Genomic DNA, 17,967 nt, shown 5'->3' with positions numbered 1-17,967 from the left:
TACTCAGCCTTATCGGGTAACCGTTACCGGATCATGCCCTATGAGCAGTAACGTGGCAACCGTGATCCAGCCAGGCGAGCGCACCCCGGCTCCGGAGCCGCTGGTGCTCGTCCAGGACCTGGTCAACACCGTCGACCTGGAGATGGAGCGGGACGTCCTGACGAAGCCCGCGGACCTGAGCACGTTCTGTGCCGGCCACGGACTGCCCGACCTGCGATTCGACCAGGCCGACCTCGATGAGGTGCTGATGCTCCGTGAGGCGATCCGCGACGTCTGCCAGGCTCACGCCGGGGTCGACGTACCGGCCGCGTCCCTGGCGGTTCTCGACCGACTGCTGGCCGAGGCGCCACTGACTCTGGCGCTAGCAGCTGACGGAGGCGCGACGATCCGCCCAGCCGACGGGCTGCGCAACGTGCAGGCCCTGGTCGCCCGGCTGGCCGCTGACATCAGCGCCTCCGTCGTGGCCGGCAACTGGCCACGACTCAAGGCATGCGCCGCCGACACCTGCCGGTGGGTCTACTACGACCGCAGCCCGGCAGGCCGCAGCCGCTGGTGCACGATGTCCCTCTGCGGCTCCCGCAACAAGATGCGAAAGTACCGCGCCCGAGGTTAGGGCCAGTCGACGTCAACCTCGGCCGGAGCCTCGTAGTCGACCCCAGGTACGTCGAAGCCGTACAGGCGGCGCACTTCGGCGAAGAACCACGCCGTATCCGCGACGTCTGCGATGTTGTCCTGCGTCGCGGACTCCCATTGAGCGCGGACGGCGTTCTGGGTCTCGTCGTTCAGTTCCCAGCGGTCGAGGCGGATGCGGCCTTCGTCGTCCAGGTCCAGGGGAGTCGCGCCGGTGAGTTGGTCCCACAGCGCGATCGACTGCTGGACCGGGGTCTGCAAGCCGTCGCCCAGAACCTTGTGGAGAAGGCTGACGTAGAGGCCGATACCGGGAATCGCTGACGATGCCTGGGTGACGGCGGCGCCGTTCACCGAGGTCATCGCCTGGACGCCGTCCTTGCTCAAAGTCAGCGCGGTGTGCTCGAGGTCGGCCTTCGCGGCGCCGATCGAGCCCTGGCGGTAGATCGGTCCGGTGAGCTCGGAGCCGATGTAGGTGAGCGCGACGGTGTTGAAGCCGGGCTTCAGCAGATCGCGCACCTCGAGGGCGGAGATCCAGCGGGACCAGTCCTCGCCGCCCATCACCTTGATCGTCTGGGCGATCTCGTCGTCGGTGGCGACCTCGATCCCGACCTCTTGGAGGACCGGTTCACCGTCGTCGAACGCGAGGCTCTTGGTCGTGTGCGCGGAGCCGATCGCCTTGATCGCCGACTGGTAGGTCTCACCGTTGCGCGGATCGACCCGACGCGGCGCGGCGACGCTGTAGATCAGGTGGTCGATCCCACCCCACCGCTCGGCGATCAGCTCGAGGACCTCCGTCTTCGTGGAGTCCGCGAAGGCGTCCGCGTTCACGAACCGGAAGTCCCGGCCGAGCTCGGCCGCGAGCGCGGCGGTCTCGGCCGTCCGATACCAGCCGGCCGTCGCGGTCCGCCGGGCAGTAGGTGCCTTCTCGAAGCACACGCCGATCCCATCGATCCCGTAGCGCGCTAGACCCGCGATCGTCGTGGCCAGTCCGTAGCCCGAGCTGGACCCGATCACCAGCGCGGTCCGGCGTTCCGGCCTGCGACGCTCGACCTGGCCGGCCACATCGCGGACCACTTGAGCACAACCGGCTGGATGCGAGTCCAGGAACAGGAATCCACGGCCCACGGGCTTGACCACACGCTCACTCATGCCGACGACCCTAACCCGCCGAATCGGCTAACCAGGGCGGAGTGCCGGAAGAATGCGCCGAAAAGGTGGGGTCAGTTCCAGTACAGTTCCGCGTCGTCCGGCTCGACGGTGACGTCCGCGCCGAGGCGGCGCAGGTTGCCGGCGAAGTCGGTGTAGCCGCGGTGCACGTGGTGCGCCGCGGACACGAGCGTCTCACCCTCGGCCGCGAGCCCGGCGAGCACCAGCGCCGCGCCGGCCCGGATGTCGCTGGCCACGACCGGAGCACCGGAAAGCCGCGGAACCCCGCGGACCACGGCGTGATGACCGTCGGTCTGGATCTGTGCCCCGAGCCGAGTCAGCTCCTGCGCAAAGGTGAAGCGGCCCTCGAAGAGGTTCTCCGTCACCATCGCCGCGCCGTCACTCACCGCGTTCAGCGCGATCACGAAGGCCTGCAGATCGGTCGCGAAGCCGGGGTAGGGGAGCGTCACCACGTCCACCGGCTTCGGCCGGTCGTGCATCCGGACCCGGAAACCGGACGTCAGCACGCTGATCTCCGCGCCGGCCTTGTGCAGCTTGTCCAGCGGCAGCTCGAGGTGCTCGGCATGGCCGTTCGTGATCGTGACATCGCCCTTGGTGATCGCCGCCGCGAACGCCCAACTGCCGGACACGATCCGGTCCGGAACCACGGTGTGGTCGACCGGCCGGAGCAGACCGTTCACACCGGTCACCTCGATCCGCGGCGAGCCGGCGCCGTCGATCTGGGCGCCCATCGCGACCAGCATCGCGGCGATGTCCTGGATCTCCGGCTCCCGCGCGGCGTTCTCGATGATCGTCGTACCGCGGGCCATCACCGCGGCCATCATGATCGTCTCGGTCGCACCGACGCTCGGGAAGTCCAGCCAGACCTCGGCGCCGTGCAGGCCCTGCGGTGCCTCGGCGATCACGAAACCGTGCTCGATGTGCACCTTCGCGCCCATCGACTCCAGGCCGGCGACGTGCATGTTCAGCCCGCGGGAGCCGATGTTGTCGCCGCCCGGCAGCGCGACCTCCGCCTGACCGCAGCGGGCCAGCAGCGGTCCGAGCACCGAGATCGATGCCCGCAGCTTGCGCACGAGCTCGTAGTCGCACTGGTGCCCGATCTCATGCGGTACGGCGATGGTCGCGATCTGATCGTCCGCGTTCACCTTCACCGAGCACCCGAGGGTGTCCAGCAATTGGGCCATGAACGTGACGTCGAGGATCCCCGGTACGCCGCGCAGTGTCGTCGGGCCCTCCGCCAGCAGGGCAGCCGCCATCAGCTTGAGCACACTGTTCTTCGCCCCGGCGACTTCGACGGCTCCTTCGAGCCTGGCCTCACCTGCGATCCGAAACCGTTCCACCGGTCGACTGTAGCGTTTGACGGTAGCGGGCTATGCGTAGAGTCCTCGCATGGCAGTGAACTTGACGCGGATCTACACGCGCACCGGTGACGCCGGCGAGACCCGCCTGGGCGACAACTCGACGACCTCGAAGACCGATCCGCGGCTGGCGGCGTACGGCGAGGTGGACGAGGCGAACTCGGCCATTGGTGTCGCGATCGCGGCCGGACACCTGAACAGCACGCTGGTGGTGCTGCTGACCCGGATCCAGAACGACCTCTTCGACGTCGGCGCCGATCTGTGCAACCCGATCACGCCGAATCCGGAGTATCCGCCGCTGCGCATCACCCAGGAGTACATCGACCGGCTCGAGGGCTGGTGCGACGACTACAACGGGCGGCTGACGAAACTCCGCTCGTTCATCCTGCCCGGCGGCACCGAGGGCGCCGCCTACCTGAATGTCGCCCGCGCTGTGGTCCGCCGGGCCGAGCGGGCCGGCTGGACCGCCGTCGAAGCGCACGGCCCGTCGGTCAACCTGCTCGCCATCACGTACCTGAACCGCCTGTCCGACCTGCTCTTCATCCTCGGCCGCGTCGCCAACCTCTCCTCCGGCGGCGACGTCCTCTGGATCCCCGGCGGCGAACGGACGCCCTAGTTCTAGCCCAGCTCCCAGTTGAGCGGCATCCGCAGCAGACCGGCAGGTGGCAGGCCCAGAGCGCTGTAGAGACCGGCGGTCAGGCCGTCAATCGTCAACGGCTGCGACGTGACGGCCAGGTCGTCCGTCGTTGTCGGTGCGCGGAGCTGGTCCAGCAGGTTGCGATGCGGCACGGTGGCCAGCGCGATCTCGTCGCGGTCCAGACCGGCTCGGTTACAGGCCAGTGTGAGGGCGTGCTGGAAGCCGCCGAGCTCATCGACGAGTTTGCGGGCGTGTGCGTCGGCACCGGTCCAGACCCGGCCGCGGGCGAGCGCTTCCAGCTGCTCCTCGGGCAGCCCGCGGTCCTGGGCCGCCTTGGCGACGAAGTCCTTGTAGATGCGGTCGAGTGTCTCCTCCAGCCGCGCCCACTGCTCGTCGGTGAACTCCTCCTGCGCCGAGTACATCCGCGCGTTCTCACCCTCGGACACGGCCTCCTGCGAGATCCCGACCCGCGCCAGCGCATCGCGGACGACGCCCTTGCCGGTCAGCACACCGATCGAACCTGTGATCGTGCCTGGCTGCGCGACGATCACATCGGCCGGCATCGCCACGAAATACCCACCAGAGGCCGCCACACTGCCCATCGACGCGATCACCGGACGACCGGTCGACCGCAGCCGCAAGACCTCGTTCCGGATCGCGTCCGACGCGACGTACGAACCACCCGGACTGTCGACCCGCAGTACGACGGCCTTGACCTTGTCGTTGTCCGCCACCGCTCGCAGGGCGGCACCGACCGTGTCTGAGCCGGACCCCGGCCCGCCTAGTGGGCTGTTGGAGTTGCGCCCCACAGTGATGCCACCGGAGACACGGACGACGGCCACGAGCGGCTTGGCCGGCCACGGGAGTGTCTTGCGCACGTCCTGCAGAGTGCGCGGACCACGCCGGATGTACCGCTCGGCCAGCAGCCGCGTGTCGTAGTCGAGCTGCTTCAGAAGCTCGTCGTACACGTCTGAGCGATAGCCGAGCCGATCGACGAGGCCTGCGTCCAGTCCGGCCTGGGCGGGCAGCGGTGCGCTGTCCACGAGCTCACGCACGCGTGCGGTGTCCAGACGCCGTCGTACGGCGATCCCCTCGGCGATCTGCTCGTACGCCGACTCCGCCAGCCGCGACGCCATCTCACGGGCCGGAGCGGTCATCTCCTTCTCGGTGAACGTGTCCGCGGCGGTCTTGTACTCACGCCGCTTGCCGAACTGCGGGATCACCCCGGCCTTGTCGAGCGCACCGCGGATGAAGACCGCCTGCACCGACACACCGGTGATGCCGAGATCGCCGGACGGCTGGACCCAGATCTCGTCGAACGCGGTGGCCAGGTAGTACGGGACCGTGCCGTAGCCGGTCTCCCCGAACGACTCGGTCCACGCGACCGCGGGCTTTCCCGACGTACGAAAGTCGGCGACTGCCTCGCGCAGGTCCTGCACCTGGGCCAGCGACAGCCGCTGACCGCCCAGATGGGCGACCACGCCGACGACCGCGTCGTCGCGGGCTCCCTTCCGCAGAGCTGCCACCAGCTCCCGCAGCGTCGGCAGATGACGGGCGCGGAACGCCGCCACCGGTGAGGCGGGCGGCGTCTCGAGGACACCGCGGGTCAGATCCAGCTCGAGCAGAGTCGCCATACTCCGACCTTAGGCCGTGTCTGGTAGTCCCGCGCCTACTGCGCCGAGCTACCGCACCAAGCACCTGCTCGCTACGGCGCGGGACTACCAGACACGACCTAGACCCGCCACAAAAGACCTGCCCCCGCTCGGCAGAGAGCCAAGCGGGTGCCGAACCGAGGGACTTGGGTGCGGTCGTCACCGTGTAGCGGTAGAGCGAGCCGTTGGTGTGCAAGCCGTACAGGAAGGAGTGCTCCTTGGCGCCGTACACGTAGTCTCGCCGTTCCGGCACGCTTTTGACCGCTCAGCGGACGGCTGGGGAGGGCGGAGTCGGCCGGTCGTCGGTCCAGCCGGATTCGAGGACGACGGTGGAACCGGGCTTCGGCCCGGCGACCGACGAGCTGAGCAGGCGGCCGGTGGCGGGATCGATGATGTACGAAGCGCCGCCCGCGAACAGGAACGTCCTGCCGCCGCTGGCCTTCGACAGGTCCGCGGTGAGGGTGATCTCCGTGCCGACGCGGCCGATGGGATCCTTCACGCCGGCGCGGATCTGGGTGCCGGGGAGGGCCGCGAGCACGCGGAGGGCGGCGCCGCGGAGCTTCGGCGGCGACGGCATCTCGAACAGGAGCCGGCCGGCCGCGGCGAAGACGGCGTAGTTCCGCTCGTCCGCGGTCTCGCGCGGGCCGACGCTCCTGGCGAGCACCCCGCGGAGCGCGATCGGGTCGGTCGGCAGCGCCGCGATCTGCTGGGCGGTCAGCGGTCTGTCACCGGTCAGGTAGTAGCCGGGCGGGACGTCGCGGAACGACATCTTGTTGACCACCGGTTCCCCGTCCTTCGTGCTGATCGGGTCCACCTCGTACGGCAGCTTCCAGGACTGCGGTGATCCCTGGGCCTGCCACTTCGCGACGTCGTTCACGGTCGCCGGGCGGTACGCGAGGTTCACCCAGCCGAACCACGACTCGACGCCGGGCTTCATCGGCATCCAGCTCTCGGTGATGGATCGCCGTTCGAGCGTGTACTCCGGGTTCCCCACCCGGGTCGTGGCGCTGACCTGCAGGCTCCGCACCCGGAAGAACTTCCCCGAGACCTTCTCGTCCACTTCCTGCCGCATGGCCGCCGCGATCAGCACCTGTGCCGCCGTCACCAGCCGTGGCGCCGTCGTCGTCCCACCGGCGCCAGGCACGACCGCGTCTCCGTCCCCGCCGCCACCGGCCAGCAGCGCCCCACCAAGTCCAGCCACAGCCACCACCGCGGTCGCGGCCGTCACAGCCGTCCCGACCCACCCCGCCCGAGCGACCCTGACCACACGACGCTTGCCGGACTTCGCTTCGCGGATCAACGCCTCCACCTGCTGCCGCGCGGCGGCGGCTGCCTCAGGAGTCGGCGCGTCCTGTTGCGGGAATGCGCGGCGAAGGTGCTCGAACTCGTTCATGACGGGTCCTCGAGGTGCGTGCGGAGAGTGCGGCGGGCTCGGGACAGGCGGGAGCAGACGGTGCCGTACGCGATCCCGAGCGCCGCCGCGACCTCGTCGTACGTGAGGTCGCCGAGAGCCACCAGCAGCAGCACCTCGCGATCCTTGGCGTTCAGCGTGGCGAGCGCGGCGGCGAGCTCACGACTCGCTCCCTGGGCGGTGACCTGAGCGGCGATCCGGTCCTCGGGGGCGCTCGCCGGGATCTGTAACGGCAGTTTCGCGAGCGCCCGCCAGGCGCGCACCTCGTCGCGGCGGTGCCGGCGGATCAGGTTCGTCGCGATGCCGTACAGCCAGGCCCGCACCACCCCGTTCCGCCGGTCGAACCGCTCCCGCTGCCGGAACGCGATCAGGAACGTCTCCGCGGCCAGATCGTCGGCGACATCGGTCCCCAGTCGGCGGGCGACGTACCCGTGCACCTGACCGAAGTACCGGTCGAAGATCACCGTGAAGCGATCCGGCTCCCCTACCGACGCTTCCAGCGCCCGCCCATCGGCATCGGCATCGGAGTCTCGTGCGGTGTCAGCGGGTACGGCGGCAGTCCGCGGCCGACCGGGGAACGCGAGGGTCGCCAGGGCCAGGTCGGGCGTCATCGAACTCCTCACGCGTGGTGCGCAGCCGGTCGGCTCACCCTGTTCTTGTCCGATGTCCCCAGACCCCTTCTCGTACCCCGAAATCCCCGAGCTGCCGGGAGATGGACGCGCGAGAGCGCTCTCCGGAGGACACCGGGGGAGAAATGGGTGAAGAGTCAGGAAGCGTCGAGCAGTCCGCGCGCGGCGGCCTCGTCCTTCGGCCAGACGTAGACGCTCCAGCCGTCCTTGGTGCGCGCCGCGGTCGCCTTGATGCCGAAGTCCTTCAGCCTCGACACCGTGACCCGGGCCTCGTTGTACGAGCGCACGGTGCGGATGTCGACGAGCAGCCCGAAGGCGTCGTGCTCCGCAGGACCGAGATCGACCCGCCGAACCAGCGACCCGCCCTTCGCCTTCGAGAAAGCCCAGCGACAGAGCAGTACCATCAGTCCGGCCAGGGCGATAGCCACGAACGGAAATACGAAGTACTCTCCACCACCGACCACGGACACCATTGTCTCGCGAAAAGAAAGATCGTGAGGTCTTGGCAACCTTCCGTGTCGCCAGGGAGTCTTTACCAACACAAACGCTGCCACGCGGCCGATGACTCGGGGGCCGCCGGAAGAGCGGAGGGCACGGACATGCTCGCACCGACCCACGACAACGTCGTACACCTGACCGGCATCTTGGACGTCCGCTCCGTCGGCGATGTCCGGCAGACCCTGAACAACCTGATCGACACTTCTGTCGGCGACGTCTTCGTCGACCTGGAGACGGTCGACGCGGTCGACGCGACCGGCCTCGGCCTGCTGGTCGCCACCCACCGCCGGACCCAGCAGCTCGGCCGCCAGCTCGTGCTCTGGCACCCGATGCCCTCGGTCATCCGCATCCTCGCGGTCACCCGCCTGCACCGCATCCTGCACGTCGAACGCAGTCCCCTGCCGATCAGCGCCTGAGTGTGACGTGGGCCCTGGTGACACCCGTCACGAGGGAGGGACTCACAAGGGAACACAGTCCTACTCTCGGGTACATGGCGACCGAGAAGGATCGACCGTGGGTGATGCGGACGTACGCGGGCCACTCGTCCGCGGCGGAGTCGAACGCGTTGTTCCGACGGAACCTGGCCAAGGGCCAGACCGGCCTGTCGGTCGCGTTCGATCTCCCGACCCAGACCGGGTACGACGCGGATCACCCGCTGGCCAAGGGTGAGGTCGGGAAAGTCGGCGTACCGGTCGCGCATCTCGGCGACGTCCGCGCGCTGTTCGACCAGATCCCGGTCGCGCAGATGAACACGTCGATGACGATCAATGCGACCGCGATGTGGTTGCTCGCGCTGTACCAGGTCGCCGCGCAGGAGCAGGGCGCGCTGCCCGACGAGCTGACCGGGACGACCCAGAACGACATCGTCAAGGAGTACCTGTCCCGCGGCACGTACGCGTTCCCGCCGGACGCGTCGCTGCGGCTGACCACCGACGTGATCGCGTACACCGTCGCCAACATCCCGAAGTGGAACCCGATCAACATCTGCAGCTACCACCTGCAGGAGGCCGGCGCGACTCCGGTCCAGGAGCTCGCGTTCGCGATCTCGACGGCGATCGCCGTACTGGACCGGGTCCGGGATGCGGGTCAGGTGCCGCCGGAGCGGTTCGGTGACGTGGTCCAGCGGATCTCGTTCTTCGTGAACGCCGGGGTGCGGTTCATCGAAGAGACCTGCAAGATGCGCGCGTTCGTCCGGCTCTGGGACGACCTGACGCTGAACCGGTACGGCGTGACCGACGCGAAGGCTCGCCGCCTGCGGTACGGCGTACAGGTGAACTCGCTCGGGTTGACCGAGGCGCAGCCGGAGAACAACGTCCAGCGGATCGTGCTCGAGATGCTCGGCGTCACGCTCTCCAAGAACGCCAGGGCCCGCGCGGTCCAGCTGCCGGCCTGGAACGAGGCGCTCGGCCTGCCCCGCCCGTGGGACCAGCAGTGGTCGCTGCGCATGCAGCAAGTACTCGCGTACGAGTCGGACCTGCTCGAGTACGACGACATCTTCGACGGATCGCACGTGATCGAGGCGAAGGTCGACGAACTGGTCGCCGGTGCGCTCGAGGAGATCGACCGTGTGCAAGCGATGGGCGGTGCGGTCGCGGCTGTCGAAAGCGGCTATTTGAAGAAGGCGCTGGTCGCCTCCCATGCCGAACGCCGGCAGCGGATCGAGTCCGGTGAACAGGTTGTCGTTGGTGTCAACAAGTTCGAGAACACCGAACCGTCGCCACTGACCGCGGACCTCGACACCGCCATCCAGACTGTCGATCCGGCTGCTGAGTCAGCCGCGTTGGAGTCACTGCGGAAGTGGCGGGCCGAGCGCGACGACGCGGCCGTCGACGCCGCACTGACCAAGTTGCGGGCCGCCGCCAAGACCACCGACAACCTCATGCCCGTCACGCTGGAGTGCGCTCGTGCCGGCGTGACCACGGGGGAGTGGGCCGGTGTTCTGCGAGAGATGTACGGCGAGTACCGCGCACCGACCGGGGTCTCCGGATCGGTCGGCGTCTCCGGCGGCGGTGAGGCGATCGCTGTGGTCCGTTCGAAGGTCGCCACCACCTCCTCCGAGCTAGGCGGTCGCCTGCGCCTCCTGGTCGGCAAGCCCGGTCTCGACGGCCACTCCAACGGCGCCGAACAGGTAGCGGTTCGCGCCCGCGACGTCGGCTTCGAGGTCATCTACCAAGGCATCCGCCTGACTCCCGACCAGATCGTCGCCGCCGCAGTCGCCGAAGACGTCCACTGCGTAGGCCTCTCCATCCTCTCGGGATCCCACATGGAACTGGTCCCCCAAGTAGTCAAGGGCCTCCGCGCTGCCGGCCTGGAAGACGTCCCCGTAGTAGTAGGCGGCATAGTCCCCGACGCGGACGCCAAAGCGCTGACCGCAGCCGGTGTAGCCGCCGTCTACACCCCCAAGGACTACGACCTCACCGGCATGATGTCCAACGTCGTCGACGTCATCAGACAAGCCAACAAGCTCTAGCGCGCACCTTGCTGGAAGCCCTTGAGCAGGGCGTTGAGGGCGAGGTGCCAGCGGCGGTTGGTGGATTGTTTTGAGGTGCCGAGACGGTGGGCGTTCTCGGCTGCGGCGAGGCCCTCGACGAAGGTGAAGAGGATGAGGGCGAGGTCGGTCGGGTCGCCGGACAGGCGGCCGGCGTCGACGGCGTCGCGGACGTGCTGGACGAAGATCTTGCGCACCTTGACGCCGGCCTTGGCTTCGTCCTTCGTGGGATCGAAGTCGGCGAACGGTCGGGAGAACATGACCTGGGCGAGCACCGGATTCGCCAGGATGAATGCGCGGAACGCGTCGGCCAGCCGGCGAAGGGCCCCGACCGGGTCCGTGGTCGGGGGCAGCGCCGCGAGGTTGTCTCCCAGCATCCGGAATCCCTCGAAGAAGACCGCCCGGACGAGACCCGCCTTGTCGCCGAAGACCTCGTAGATCGCCGGAACGGAGGCGTTCGCGCGGCGGGCGACGGTCCGCGTGGTCAGGCCTCCCACGCCCTCCTCGTCGAGCACCGCCAGCGCGCTCGCCAATCCGCGCTCCTGGAGAGCTTCGGTGCGTTGCTTCGGCCGGGGCACGCTCCGACCGTAGCAGATCAGCGTTATGGAACGATGATACAAAACAGTGTATAAAGGAGCGGTGACCGACGCTGTCCTTCAGTTGCTGCGCGATCGTAGGGAACAGGGAAGCGTTCCCGGCCATCGCCGCGACGATGCACGCCTGGTGCTGCTGGTCGAGGGCGGGAGCTCGCGTGGTGCCTACTCCAGCGGGATGACGATCGCCATCGAGCAGCTGGGGTTGTTGCCGCTGTTCGATGCCGTCTACGGAAGTTCCGCCGGAGCGCTGAACGCGGCGTGGCTGGTGTGCGGTCGCGCTGAGAGCACGATGCACGCTTGGTGGGATCCCATGATCATGGGGACGACCATCAACCCGCGACGTGTCCTGCATCGCCGGCGGCCCGTGGTGGACACTCGCTATCTCGTGCACACCGTCTACACCGAGATCATGCCGATGGGGTTCCAGGAGATCCTCGACAGCCCTGTCGAGCTCCACCCGATGGCCACGGACGCCTTGACCGGCAAGGGCGTCGACCTGCACGGGCACATTCACGACCAGCTGAGCCTGCAGGCTGCGCTGCGTGCGTCGGCGGCGATGCCGCTCCTCGCCGGCGAACCGGTCGAGATCGACGGATGTGCGTACGTCGACGCCGGGCTGAGCGAAGGGACGCCCGTACGCACGGCTCTCGCGCAGCAGGCCACGCACATCGTTGCCTTGCGCACCCGGCGCCTGGATGAGACCCAGTCACCTCCGTCCCGCGCCGCACTCGACGTACTCGCGCCCGCCGTCCAAGTGGCACTCTGAGAGAAGGAGACCGGCATGCGCGACGCAGCCCTTGGTGCAGGCAGGACCGTTGAGTTGCCGAGCGGCCAGGTCGAGTACGCCGAGCGTGGGTCGGGTCCGCCGGTTGTGTTCGTCCATGGCCTGCTGGTCAATGCCAACCTGTGGCGCAAGGTGGTTCCGGCCGTCGCCGACGCGGGGTTTCGCTGCATCGCCCCGGATTGGCCGCTCGGCGCACACCGGGTGCCGATGCCGGACGAAGCCGACCTGACGCCCTCCGGGGTCGCCGGCCTGATCGCGGAGTTCCTTGCCGAGCTCGACCTGACTGATGTCACCGTGGTCGCCAACGACACCGGCGGGGCACTCACGCAGATCTTGATGGCCGACCATCCGGAGCGGCTCGGCCGTGTAGTGCTCACTCCGTGCGACGCGTTCGAGGCCTTCTCTCCCGAGCCGTACGCACGGATGCCGAAGCTGGCACGCCTGCCCGGCATGATCTGGCTGGCCTGACGGCTTCTCCGGCTGCCGGTGGTGCAGCGGCAGCCGTTCGCGTTCGGTTGGCTGGCCAAGAACGGTATACCGGTCGAGATCCTCGACTCCTACCTGCGGCCGATCCGCGCCAGCCGGCAGATCCGGCGAGACGCCAAACGCTTCGTCGTCAGTGTGGACAACAGGTTCACCGTGGCTGCAGCGAAGTCGCTGAGCGGATTCCGCAAGCCGGTGCTCCTGGTTCGCGCGGCCGACGATCTGATCTTCCCCGCAACGCTCTTCGATCGGCTGTCGGCGATCCTGCCCGACGCAAGGCTGGTCACCCTTGCCGACTCGTATTCGTTCGTCCCGGAGGATCAGCCCGCCGAGCTCGCCCGCTTGATCGTCGACTTGGCCACGACTGGGCCGCGGGGCCGATCACCTGCGTCATGTTGAGTGCCATCGAGTTGAGCACGTTCGCGTTGCTGAGGTTCTGGCGGCCGACCAGGTCGGGCACCAGCGAGGCGCGGGCCGGCTGCGAGGGTGACTGAGCGAGCCCGAGTGCGAGGCCGCCGACGAGCAGTACGCCGTACGACGCTCTGCCGAGCGACGCGAGCGTGGCCACGACACTGACTGCCGCCAGCGCCCACGAGCACGCGATGACGAGCAGCCGGACCCGGTTGTGCCGGTCCGCGAACGCACCGGCGAACGGACCGAGCAGCAACGGCGCCAGCCGCACCGCGCCGAACACAGCGACCAGGAAGTCGGAGTGCGTGGTCTCCCAGGCAAGCCAGCCCAGGACGAGGGTCTGCGTCCACACACCGCCGAAGAAGAAGAGGTTGGAGATCCAGAGCAGCTGGAACGGCCGGTTCTCGCGCAGCGAACCCAGAGTCCGCCCGAGAACCGCGGGCGTACGGGCGCTCACACCTGGAGTTCGCCGTCGCGGACGACGACCTGTCCGCCGGCGATGACCACTTCGCGGCGTGGTGCGCGGACGAGTGCGTCCGGCACGTTCTCGGCGTCGATCAGGACGACGTCCGCGCGGGCTCCCGGGGCGAGCGCGTGGTGCTCACGGTGGACGAACGGCGCGGCGGCGGTCGTCGCGAGCTCGACGGCGTACGCGAGGTCCTCGTCCGCACGCAGCCCGTGCAGCCGGGCGAAACCGCGGGCGACCTGCAGGAGGTCGCCGTCGCCGTACGGCGACCACAGGTCGCGGATGCCGTCGGTGCCGAGGCCGACCGCGACTCCCGCCGTCCGCAGCTCGCGCCAGGGCAGCGGCGCCGAACCGACGGGTGCGACCGTCGTCCACGAGATCCCGGCCGCGCCGAGCTCCTCGACGAGTTCGCTCTGCCGCGTCGGGGACAGCTGGCCGAGGGCGAACCCGTGCGAGACGTTGACCTTTCCGGCGAGTCCGGACTGCCGGGTGCGCTCGATGATCAACTCGTACTGGAACGCGCCGAGCTCACCGCCATCGTGCAGGTGGATGTCGATCCCGGCACCACGCCGTACGGCGATCTCGAAGAGTGCGTCGAGCTGGCCTACCGGATCGCGGTCGATCGAGGCCGGGTCGAGCCCGCCGATACTCGTCGCGCCCTCCGCCGCGGCTTGGTCCAGCATGTCGAGTACGCCGGGCCGCCGGAGCACGCCGTCCTGCGGAAACGCGACGATCTCCACGTCGACCGCGCCGTCGAGCGCGGCGGCGACTACGGCAACACCTCCGGGCTGTCGGACGACCCGGCCAACCCGCCGATGGTCGCCTTCTGGTCGCGCAACGACAACCTGAGCCAGTGCCTGTCCTTCAGCCTCGACAAGGGCCGCACCTGGCAGCACTACGCCGGCAACCCGATCATGACAATGCCCGAGCGCGACCCGAAAGTGTTCCGCTACCACCCGGGTGATCACTGGGTGATGCTCCTGTACGGCGACCAGCAGTACCACCTGCTCACCTCGACCGACCTGCTGCACTGGATCGACACCGGCAACGTCGTACCGAACAGCTTCGAATGCCCCGACTTCTTCGAGCTCCCGCTGGACGGCGGGCAGACCAAGTGGGTGCTGGTGCGGGGCGACGGGAAGTATTCGGTGGGTGACTTCGACGGGACGTGCTTCACCGAGGAGTCAGAGCAGGTGCTGTCCGACGCCGGCCTGAACTTCTACGCCACCCAGACCTGGAACAACACCGAGACCGGCGACGGCCGCCGGATCCAGGCTGCGTGGATGCGGCACGGCGTCTATCCCGACATGCCGTTCAACCAGCAGGTCACGTTCCCGTGTGAACTCACCCTGCGGACGGTCGACGGACGCCCGCACCTGTTCCGTCATCCGATCCGTGAGCTCGCGAGCCTGCGATCGGGCACCAGGCACTGGTCCGGCACGGTCAAGCCGGGCGGCGATCAAGTTCTGACCACCGGTTCGCAAGAAGTCGAGCTCCACCTAGAGGTTGCGATCCCGCCTGGCGCCAGCCTCACTATGGACGTATCGGACACGCCCATCCACCTCACCAGCGAGACAGCAACCGTTCAGCTCCTCGTCGACCGGACCTCGCTGGAGCTCTTCGCCAACGACGGCGAAGTCTCGCTCTCGCGCTGCTACCTGCCCACCGACCGGGGAATCGTCCTCACGTCCACCGCACCCGTCCAGGTCACCACGACCGTTCATACCCTCGACTCGATCTGGCCGGATCGCTGAGCCGACTGATACAAGGGGTGCATGAGCCCTCAACTGACCCGAACGCTCTCGAATGGTACGGAGATTCCTGTGCTGGGCCTGGGGGTCTGGCAGGTCCGGGACGGACGGGAGTGTGAGCGGGCGGTCGCCTGGGCGCTCGAGCTGGGCTACCGGCTGATCGACACCGCCCAGGCGTACGGGAACGAGTCGAGTGTGGGACGGGCGATCCGGAACAGCGGCGTACCGCGCGAGGACATCTTCCTCACGACGAAGTTCTACCCGGGAGGCAAGGACCCGCGGGTCGAGGCGGAGAAGAGCCTGGCGCGGCTCGGCACCGACTACCTCGATCTCTATCTCATCCACTGGCCGCAGGGCGGGCCGACCTGGGCCTGGCCCGGGATGGAGGCGGCGAGTGAAGCCGGCCTGAGCAAGGGCATCGGGATCTCGAACTTCGGCGCCGCGGAGCTCCAGGAGCTCTTGAAGGTGAGCCAGATCCAGCCGGCGGTCAACCAGATCCTGTTCAGCCCGTTCGACTACCGCCGGGCTTTGGTCGAAGCGGGAGCGGACGCGGGCGTGGTCTCCCAGGCGTACAGCCCGCTGGGAACCGGGCGGCACCTCGGGGATCCGGCCGTCGAGCGGATCGCGTCCGCCACCGGACGGACGCCGGCCCAGGTCCTGATCCGGTGGGCGATCCAGAAGGGTCTCTCGGTCATCCCCAAGTCGACCCACCGCGAACGCATCGAAGCGAACTTCGACGTCTTCGACTTCGAACTCGACGAGCAGTCCATCTCCGCCTTGGACTCGCTCGACACCACCGATCAGACAGCCGACGCGCTGGCACAGCGTCAGAAATGGTGGTCGTGACCGCCGGAGGTTCATCCGCGCGGGGTGAGGTTCGCTGCGCCCGCGGCAGAGACGATCGATCCGCCGACGTGTAGCCGGAACCGCGAAGTAGTCGGCTTGTGACAGCCGCGGCGGGAGGCGCAGGTGAACATCGTCTGGGCGGCTCTGGTCACCGTCTTCGTGACCGCGGTCACCGTCACGGCGATGCTCCTCGTGCGCAGGCGGGCGCCCGACGGCGGCTACTTCAGCAACGGTGACCGCGCCTCGGGGGTCTTCGGTGTGCTCGCCACCGGGTTCTCCGTGCTGCTCGGGTTCATCATCTTCTTGTCGTTCACGTCGTACGACCAGTCGCGGTCCGGCGCCGAGTCCGAGGCGACGATCGTGGCGCAGCAGGTTCAGACGGCCCAGTTCCTGCCCCGGCAGACCGCGACGGAGCTCACCGGCGAACTGGCGTGTTACGCCCGGTCCGTGGCCGGGGTCGAGTGGGATGCTCTCGATACCGGCACGCTCGGGAACTCCGTCAATCCGTGGGGAGTGGAGATGTACCGGACGATCTCGGCCGTCAACCCGCGGACGTCGGTCGAGCAGTCGGCGTACGACCGCTGGATGGACCAGACCGCCGACCGGGAGCAGGCGCGCATCGACCGGGTGCACGGGGCGGAAGGCATCATCCCGACGCCCTTGTGGATGGTCCTCGGTGCGATCTCCGTGGTGATCTTCGTGTACATGCTGTTCTTCGCCGACCCGTCCGAGGGCCCGGTGACGCAAGGCCTGCTGATGGGCAGCGTGACCGTGGTCATCACCCTGCTGCTGTTCCTGCTCGTGTTCTTCGACCATCCGCATGGACAGGGCGTGGGCAGGCTGCAGCCGACCGCGATGGAGCGAACCATCGGCCTGATCGACACCCAGGCCAAGCTCGTCGGGGTCGACGTGAGACCACCGTGTGACGAGCATGGCAACCGCCGCTGAGGAGCAGCCCGGCCAGGGCCGCGCGTGGCAGGAGGTGCTCGTCACCATCCTGCTGGTGGTCGCCGCCCTCGGGACGTCGTGGAGCAGCTACCAGGCCACCCGGTGGAACGGCGAGCAGGCCAAGGCGGCCGGCCGGACGAACGCGATCAGGATCGACGCGGCCCGGGCACAAGGCCAGGCCCAGTTCCAGAGCCAGGTGGACGTCGCCACGTTCATCGCCTGGGCGGACGCGGACCGCCAGGGTGAGGCTGACCTCGCCACCTTCTACGCCAACCGCTTCCGCGCGGAGTTCCGGCCCGCGTTCGACGCCTGGATGGCGACCCGCCCGGCCACGAATCCGGAGGCGCCGCCGACGCCGTTCGCGATGCCGCAGTACCAGCTCGCGGCGCGGCAGGAGGCCGAACGGCTCGACGCGGCCGCCGCGACCTCCGCGGCCGAGGTGCTTCGGAACATCAAGATTTCCGGCGACTATGTGCTCACCGTCGTGCTGTACGCCGTGGTCCTGTTCTTCGCCGGGATGAGCACCAAGATCACCGGCCGCCGGCCGCGATTGATCCTGGCCGGGGCGGGCTGCGTCGTGCTGGTCGCCGCCATCGCCTGGATCGCGACCTTCCCGATCAGCCTCCAGGTGTGAGCGCGGGGTCACAGTCGTCCCCTGGGGATGATGCCGGACCCGAGGTGGTTGGTCAGCCTGGAGTCATCGTCCGTGGAGCGATCCGATCACGGAGAGCCATCGGGGAGAGCACAGGGGAGTGAACGACAGTGGCACAAGGCGCAGCAGCATCGCAGTACGACGCGGCGGGCGAGGAACACGAGGTCAGCAGTTGGGCCGTCGGGTTCGTCCTGTTCGCCGGCCTCATGATGATCATGGCCGGAGGCTTCCAGATGTTCTCCGGTCTCGTGGCACTCTTCGAGAACGAGTTCTACGTAGCCACCCGCAACTACCTGTTCCAGTTCGACGCCACCGCGTGGGGCTGGATCCACCTGATCGGTGGCCTGCTGGTGCTACTGGCCGGCTTCGCGGTCATCGCGGGCCAGACCTGGGCGAGGGTGGTCGGCATCATCCTGGCTGTGCTGAGCGCACTGGCCAACTTCACCTTCATCCCGTACTACCCGTTCTGGGCGCTGACCGTCATTGCCATCGACATCTTCGTCATCTGGGCGCTGGCCGCGCACGGTCGGGACGTCAAAGAAGCCTGATTCGGTCTGCCC

General features: G+C 68.4%; 20 protein-coding genes. 11 read left to right on the top strand and 9 right to left on the bottom strand.

Annotated elements, in window-relative coordinates; all coding sequences use genetic code 11:
- Positions 1 to 40 precede the first annotated feature (40 nt).
- Positions 41 to 613 (top strand): CGNR zinc finger domain-containing protein, encoded by a 573-nt coding sequence (locus ACZ3HV_RS17565; protein ID WP_465685457.1) that lies wholly within the window; start codon positions 41 to 43, stop codon positions 611 to 613.
- Here ACZ3HV_RS17565 and fabV read toward each other — a convergent pair.
- The gene (gene fabV / locus ACZ3HV_RS17560) at positions 610 to 1,779 is read right to left on the bottom strand and encodes an enoyl-[acyl-carrier-protein] reductase FabV (protein ID WP_465685455.1); all 1,170 of its coding nucleotides are present in this window, start codon (positions 1,777 to 1,779) and stop codon (positions 610 to 612) included. The two genes, ACZ3HV_RS17565 and fabV, sit on opposite strands and share 4 nt — an antisense overlap.
- Positions 1,780 to 1,850: 71 nt before the next feature.
- Positions 1,851 to 3,137, bottom strand: coding sequence for a UDP-N-acetylglucosamine 1-carboxyvinyltransferase (gene murA / locus ACZ3HV_RS17555; RefSeq protein WP_465685453.1), 1,287 nt, complete (start codon positions 3,135 to 3,137; stop codon positions 1,851 to 1,853).
- A gap of 49 nt (positions 3,138 to 3,186) precedes the next feature.
- On the opposite strand from murA, the gene ACZ3HV_RS17550 reads away from it, so the two are divergent.
- Positions 3,187 to 3,771 carry a cob(I)yrinic acid a,c-diamide adenosyltransferase gene (locus ACZ3HV_RS17550; protein ID WP_360374001.1) on the top strand — a complete coding sequence of 195 codons (585 nt, stop codon included), beginning with the start codon at positions 3,187 to 3,189 and terminating at the stop codon, positions 3,769 to 3,771.
- 2 nt (positions 3,772 to 3,773) lie between these two features.
- Here ACZ3HV_RS17550 and sppA read toward each other — a convergent pair whose 3' ends face one another.
- The 4 genes from sppA to ACZ3HV_RS17530 all read right to left on the bottom strand — a co-directional run bounded on the left by sppA (position 3,774) and on the right by ACZ3HV_RS17530 (position 7,912).
- Positions 3,774 to 5,426, bottom strand: a complete 1,653-nt coding sequence (gene sppA, locus ACZ3HV_RS17545) for a signal peptide peptidase SppA (protein WP_465685451.1) — start codon at positions 5,424 to 5,426, stop codon at positions 3,774 to 3,776.
- Between the two features lie 283 nt (positions 5,427 to 5,709).
- A complete protein-coding gene (locus ACZ3HV_RS17540; RefSeq protein ID WP_465685449.1) occupies positions 5,710 to 6,837 on the bottom strand; it encodes a CU044_5270 family protein in 1,128 nt (375 codons plus the stop codon).
- Positions 6,834 to 7,466, bottom strand: a complete 633-nt coding sequence (locus tag ACZ3HV_RS17535; RefSeq protein WP_465685447.1) for an RNA polymerase sigma factor — start codon at positions 7,464 to 7,466, stop codon at positions 6,834 to 6,836. The genes ACZ3HV_RS17540 and ACZ3HV_RS17535 overlap by 4 nt, the downstream gene beginning before the upstream one ends.
- A 155-nt stretch (positions 7,467 to 7,621) precedes the next feature.
- Positions 7,622 to 7,912 (bottom strand): hypothetical protein, encoded by a 291-nt coding sequence (locus tag ACZ3HV_RS17530; protein ID WP_465685445.1) that lies wholly within the window; start codon positions 7,910 to 7,912, stop codon positions 7,622 to 7,624.
- A gap of 171 nt (positions 7,913 to 8,083) precedes the next feature.
- Here ACZ3HV_RS17530 and ACZ3HV_RS17525 point away from each other — a divergent pair, with 171 nt between their 5' ends.
- Complete coding sequence (locus ACZ3HV_RS17525) at positions 8,084 to 8,398, top strand: STAS domain-containing protein (protein ID WP_465685442.1); 315 nt, start codon at positions 8,084 to 8,086, stop codon at positions 8,396 to 8,398.
- A 74-nt stretch (positions 8,399 to 8,472) separates the two neighbouring features.
- On the top strand, positions 8,473 to 10,452 hold the full coding sequence (locus ACZ3HV_RS17520) for a protein meaA (protein WP_465685440.1): 1,980 nt from the start codon (positions 8,473 to 8,475) through the stop codon (positions 10,450 to 10,452).
- Here ACZ3HV_RS17520 and ACZ3HV_RS17515 read toward each other — a convergent pair.
- On the bottom strand, positions 10,449 to 11,048 hold the full coding sequence (locus tag ACZ3HV_RS17515) for a TetR/AcrR family transcriptional regulator (RefSeq protein WP_465685438.1): 600 nt from the start codon (positions 11,046 to 11,048) through the stop codon (positions 10,449 to 10,451). The genes ACZ3HV_RS17520 and ACZ3HV_RS17515 overlap by 4 nt on opposite strands.
- Before the next feature lie 61 nt (positions 11,049 to 11,109).
- Here ACZ3HV_RS17515 and ACZ3HV_RS17510 point away from each other — a divergent pair, with 61 nt between their 5' ends.
- Together ACZ3HV_RS17510 and ACZ3HV_RS17505 are read left to right on the top strand one after the other, a co-directional pair.
- Positions 11,110 to 11,832 (top strand): patatin-like phospholipase family protein, encoded by a 723-nt coding sequence (locus ACZ3HV_RS17510; RefSeq protein WP_465685436.1) that lies wholly within the window; start codon positions 11,110 to 11,112, stop codon positions 11,830 to 11,832.
- Positions 11,833 to 11,847: 15 nt separating this feature from the next.
- Complete coding sequence (locus tag ACZ3HV_RS17505) at positions 11,848 to 12,318, top strand: alpha/beta fold hydrolase (RefSeq protein WP_465685434.1); 471 nt, start codon at positions 11,848 to 11,850, stop codon at positions 12,316 to 12,318.
- 298 nt (positions 12,319 to 12,616) lie between these two features.
- On the opposite strand, the gene ACZ3HV_RS17500 is transcribed toward ACZ3HV_RS17505, so the two are convergent.
- Together ACZ3HV_RS17500 and ACZ3HV_RS17495 are read right to left on the bottom strand one after the other, a co-directional pair.
- A complete protein-coding gene (locus ACZ3HV_RS17500; protein ID WP_465685432.1) occupies positions 12,617 to 13,201 on the bottom strand; it encodes an MFS transporter in 585 nt (194 codons plus the stop codon).
- Entirely contained in the window at positions 13,198 to 13,893 is a 696-nt protein-coding gene (locus tag ACZ3HV_RS17495; RefSeq protein WP_465685430.1) for an amidohydrolase family protein, read from the bottom strand. The genes ACZ3HV_RS17500 and ACZ3HV_RS17495 overlap by 4 nt, the downstream gene beginning before the upstream one ends.
- Here ACZ3HV_RS17495 and ACZ3HV_RS17490 point away from each other — a divergent pair.
- The 5 genes from ACZ3HV_RS17490 (at position 13,882) to ACZ3HV_RS17470 (ending at position 17,955) form a co-directional block, all read left to right on the top strand.
- A complete protein-coding gene (locus ACZ3HV_RS17490) occupies positions 13,882 to 14,964 on the top strand; it encodes a glycoside hydrolase family 32 protein (protein ID WP_465685428.1) in 1,083 nt (360 codons plus the stop codon). The two genes, ACZ3HV_RS17495 and ACZ3HV_RS17490, sit on opposite strands and share 12 nt — an antisense overlap.
- Before the next feature lie 69 nt (positions 14,965 to 15,033).
- Positions 15,034 to 15,807, top strand: a complete 774-nt coding sequence (locus ACZ3HV_RS17485) for an aldo/keto reductase (RefSeq protein WP_465685426.1) — start codon at positions 15,034 to 15,036, stop codon at positions 15,805 to 15,807.
- Between the two features lie 123 nt (positions 15,808 to 15,930).
- Positions 15,931 to 16,755, top strand: coding sequence for a bestrophin-like domain (locus ACZ3HV_RS17480; protein ID WP_465685424.1), 825 nt, complete (start codon positions 15,931 to 15,933; stop codon positions 16,753 to 16,755).
- Positions 16,739 to 17,389, top strand: coding sequence for a hypothetical protein (locus ACZ3HV_RS17475; protein WP_465685422.1), 651 nt, complete (start codon positions 16,739 to 16,741; stop codon positions 17,387 to 17,389). The genes ACZ3HV_RS17480 and ACZ3HV_RS17475 overlap by 17 nt, the downstream gene beginning before the upstream one ends.
- A 128-nt stretch (positions 17,390 to 17,517) precedes the next feature.
- Entirely contained in the window at positions 17,518 to 17,955 is a 438-nt protein-coding gene (locus ACZ3HV_RS17470) for a DUF7144 family membrane protein (RefSeq protein WP_360373963.1), read from the top strand.
- Positions 17,956 to 17,967: the final 12 nt, after the last annotated feature.

This window comes from Kribbella sp. NPDC020701 (assembly GCF_055562215.1).
Note: the sequence above shows the minus strand (reverse complement) of the source record. Positions and strands in the feature narration are given on the sequence as shown.

Coding starts and splice junctions, on each gene's coding strand:
- ACZ3HV_RS17550 (WP_360374001.1), top strand. CDS start 3,187: ATGGCAGTGAACTTGACGCGGATCTACACGCGCACCGGTGACGCCGGC.
- ACZ3HV_RS17505 (WP_465685434.1), top strand. CDS start 11,848: ATGCGCGACGCAGCCCTTGGTGCAGGCAGGACCGTTGAGTTGCCGAGC.
- ACZ3HV_RS17540 (WP_465685449.1), bottom strand. CDS start 6,837: ATGAACGAGTTCGAGCACCTTCGCCGCGCATTCCCGCAACAGGACGCG.
- ACZ3HV_RS17475 (WP_465685422.1), top strand. CDS start 16,739: ATGGCAACCGCCGCTGAGGAGCAGCCCGGCCAGGGCCGCGCGTGGCAG.
- ACZ3HV_RS17565 (WP_465685457.1), top strand. CDS start 41: ATGAGCAGTAACGTGGCAACCGTGATCCAGCCAGGCGAGCGCACCCCG.
- sppA (WP_465685451.1), bottom strand. CDS start 5,426: ATGGCGACTCTGCTCGAGCTGGATCTGACCCGCGGTGTCCTCGAGACG.
- ACZ3HV_RS17525 (WP_465685442.1), top strand. CDS start 8,084: ATGCTCGCACCGACCCACGACAACGTCGTACACCTGACCGGCATCTTG.
- fabV (WP_465685455.1), bottom strand. CDS start 1,779: ATGAGTGAGCGTGTGGTCAAGCCCGTGGGCCGTGGATTCCTGTTCCTG.
- ACZ3HV_RS17535 (WP_465685447.1), bottom strand. CDS start 7,466: ATGACGCCCGACCTGGCCCTGGCGACCCTCGCGTTCCCCGGTCGGCCG.
- ACZ3HV_RS17520 (WP_465685440.1), top strand. CDS start 8,473: ATGGCGACCGAGAAGGATCGACCGTGGGTGATGCGGACGTACGCGGGC.
- ACZ3HV_RS17495 (WP_465685430.1), bottom strand. CDS start 13,893: ATGCTGGACCAAGCCGCGGCGGAGGGCGCGACGAGTATCGGCGGGCTC.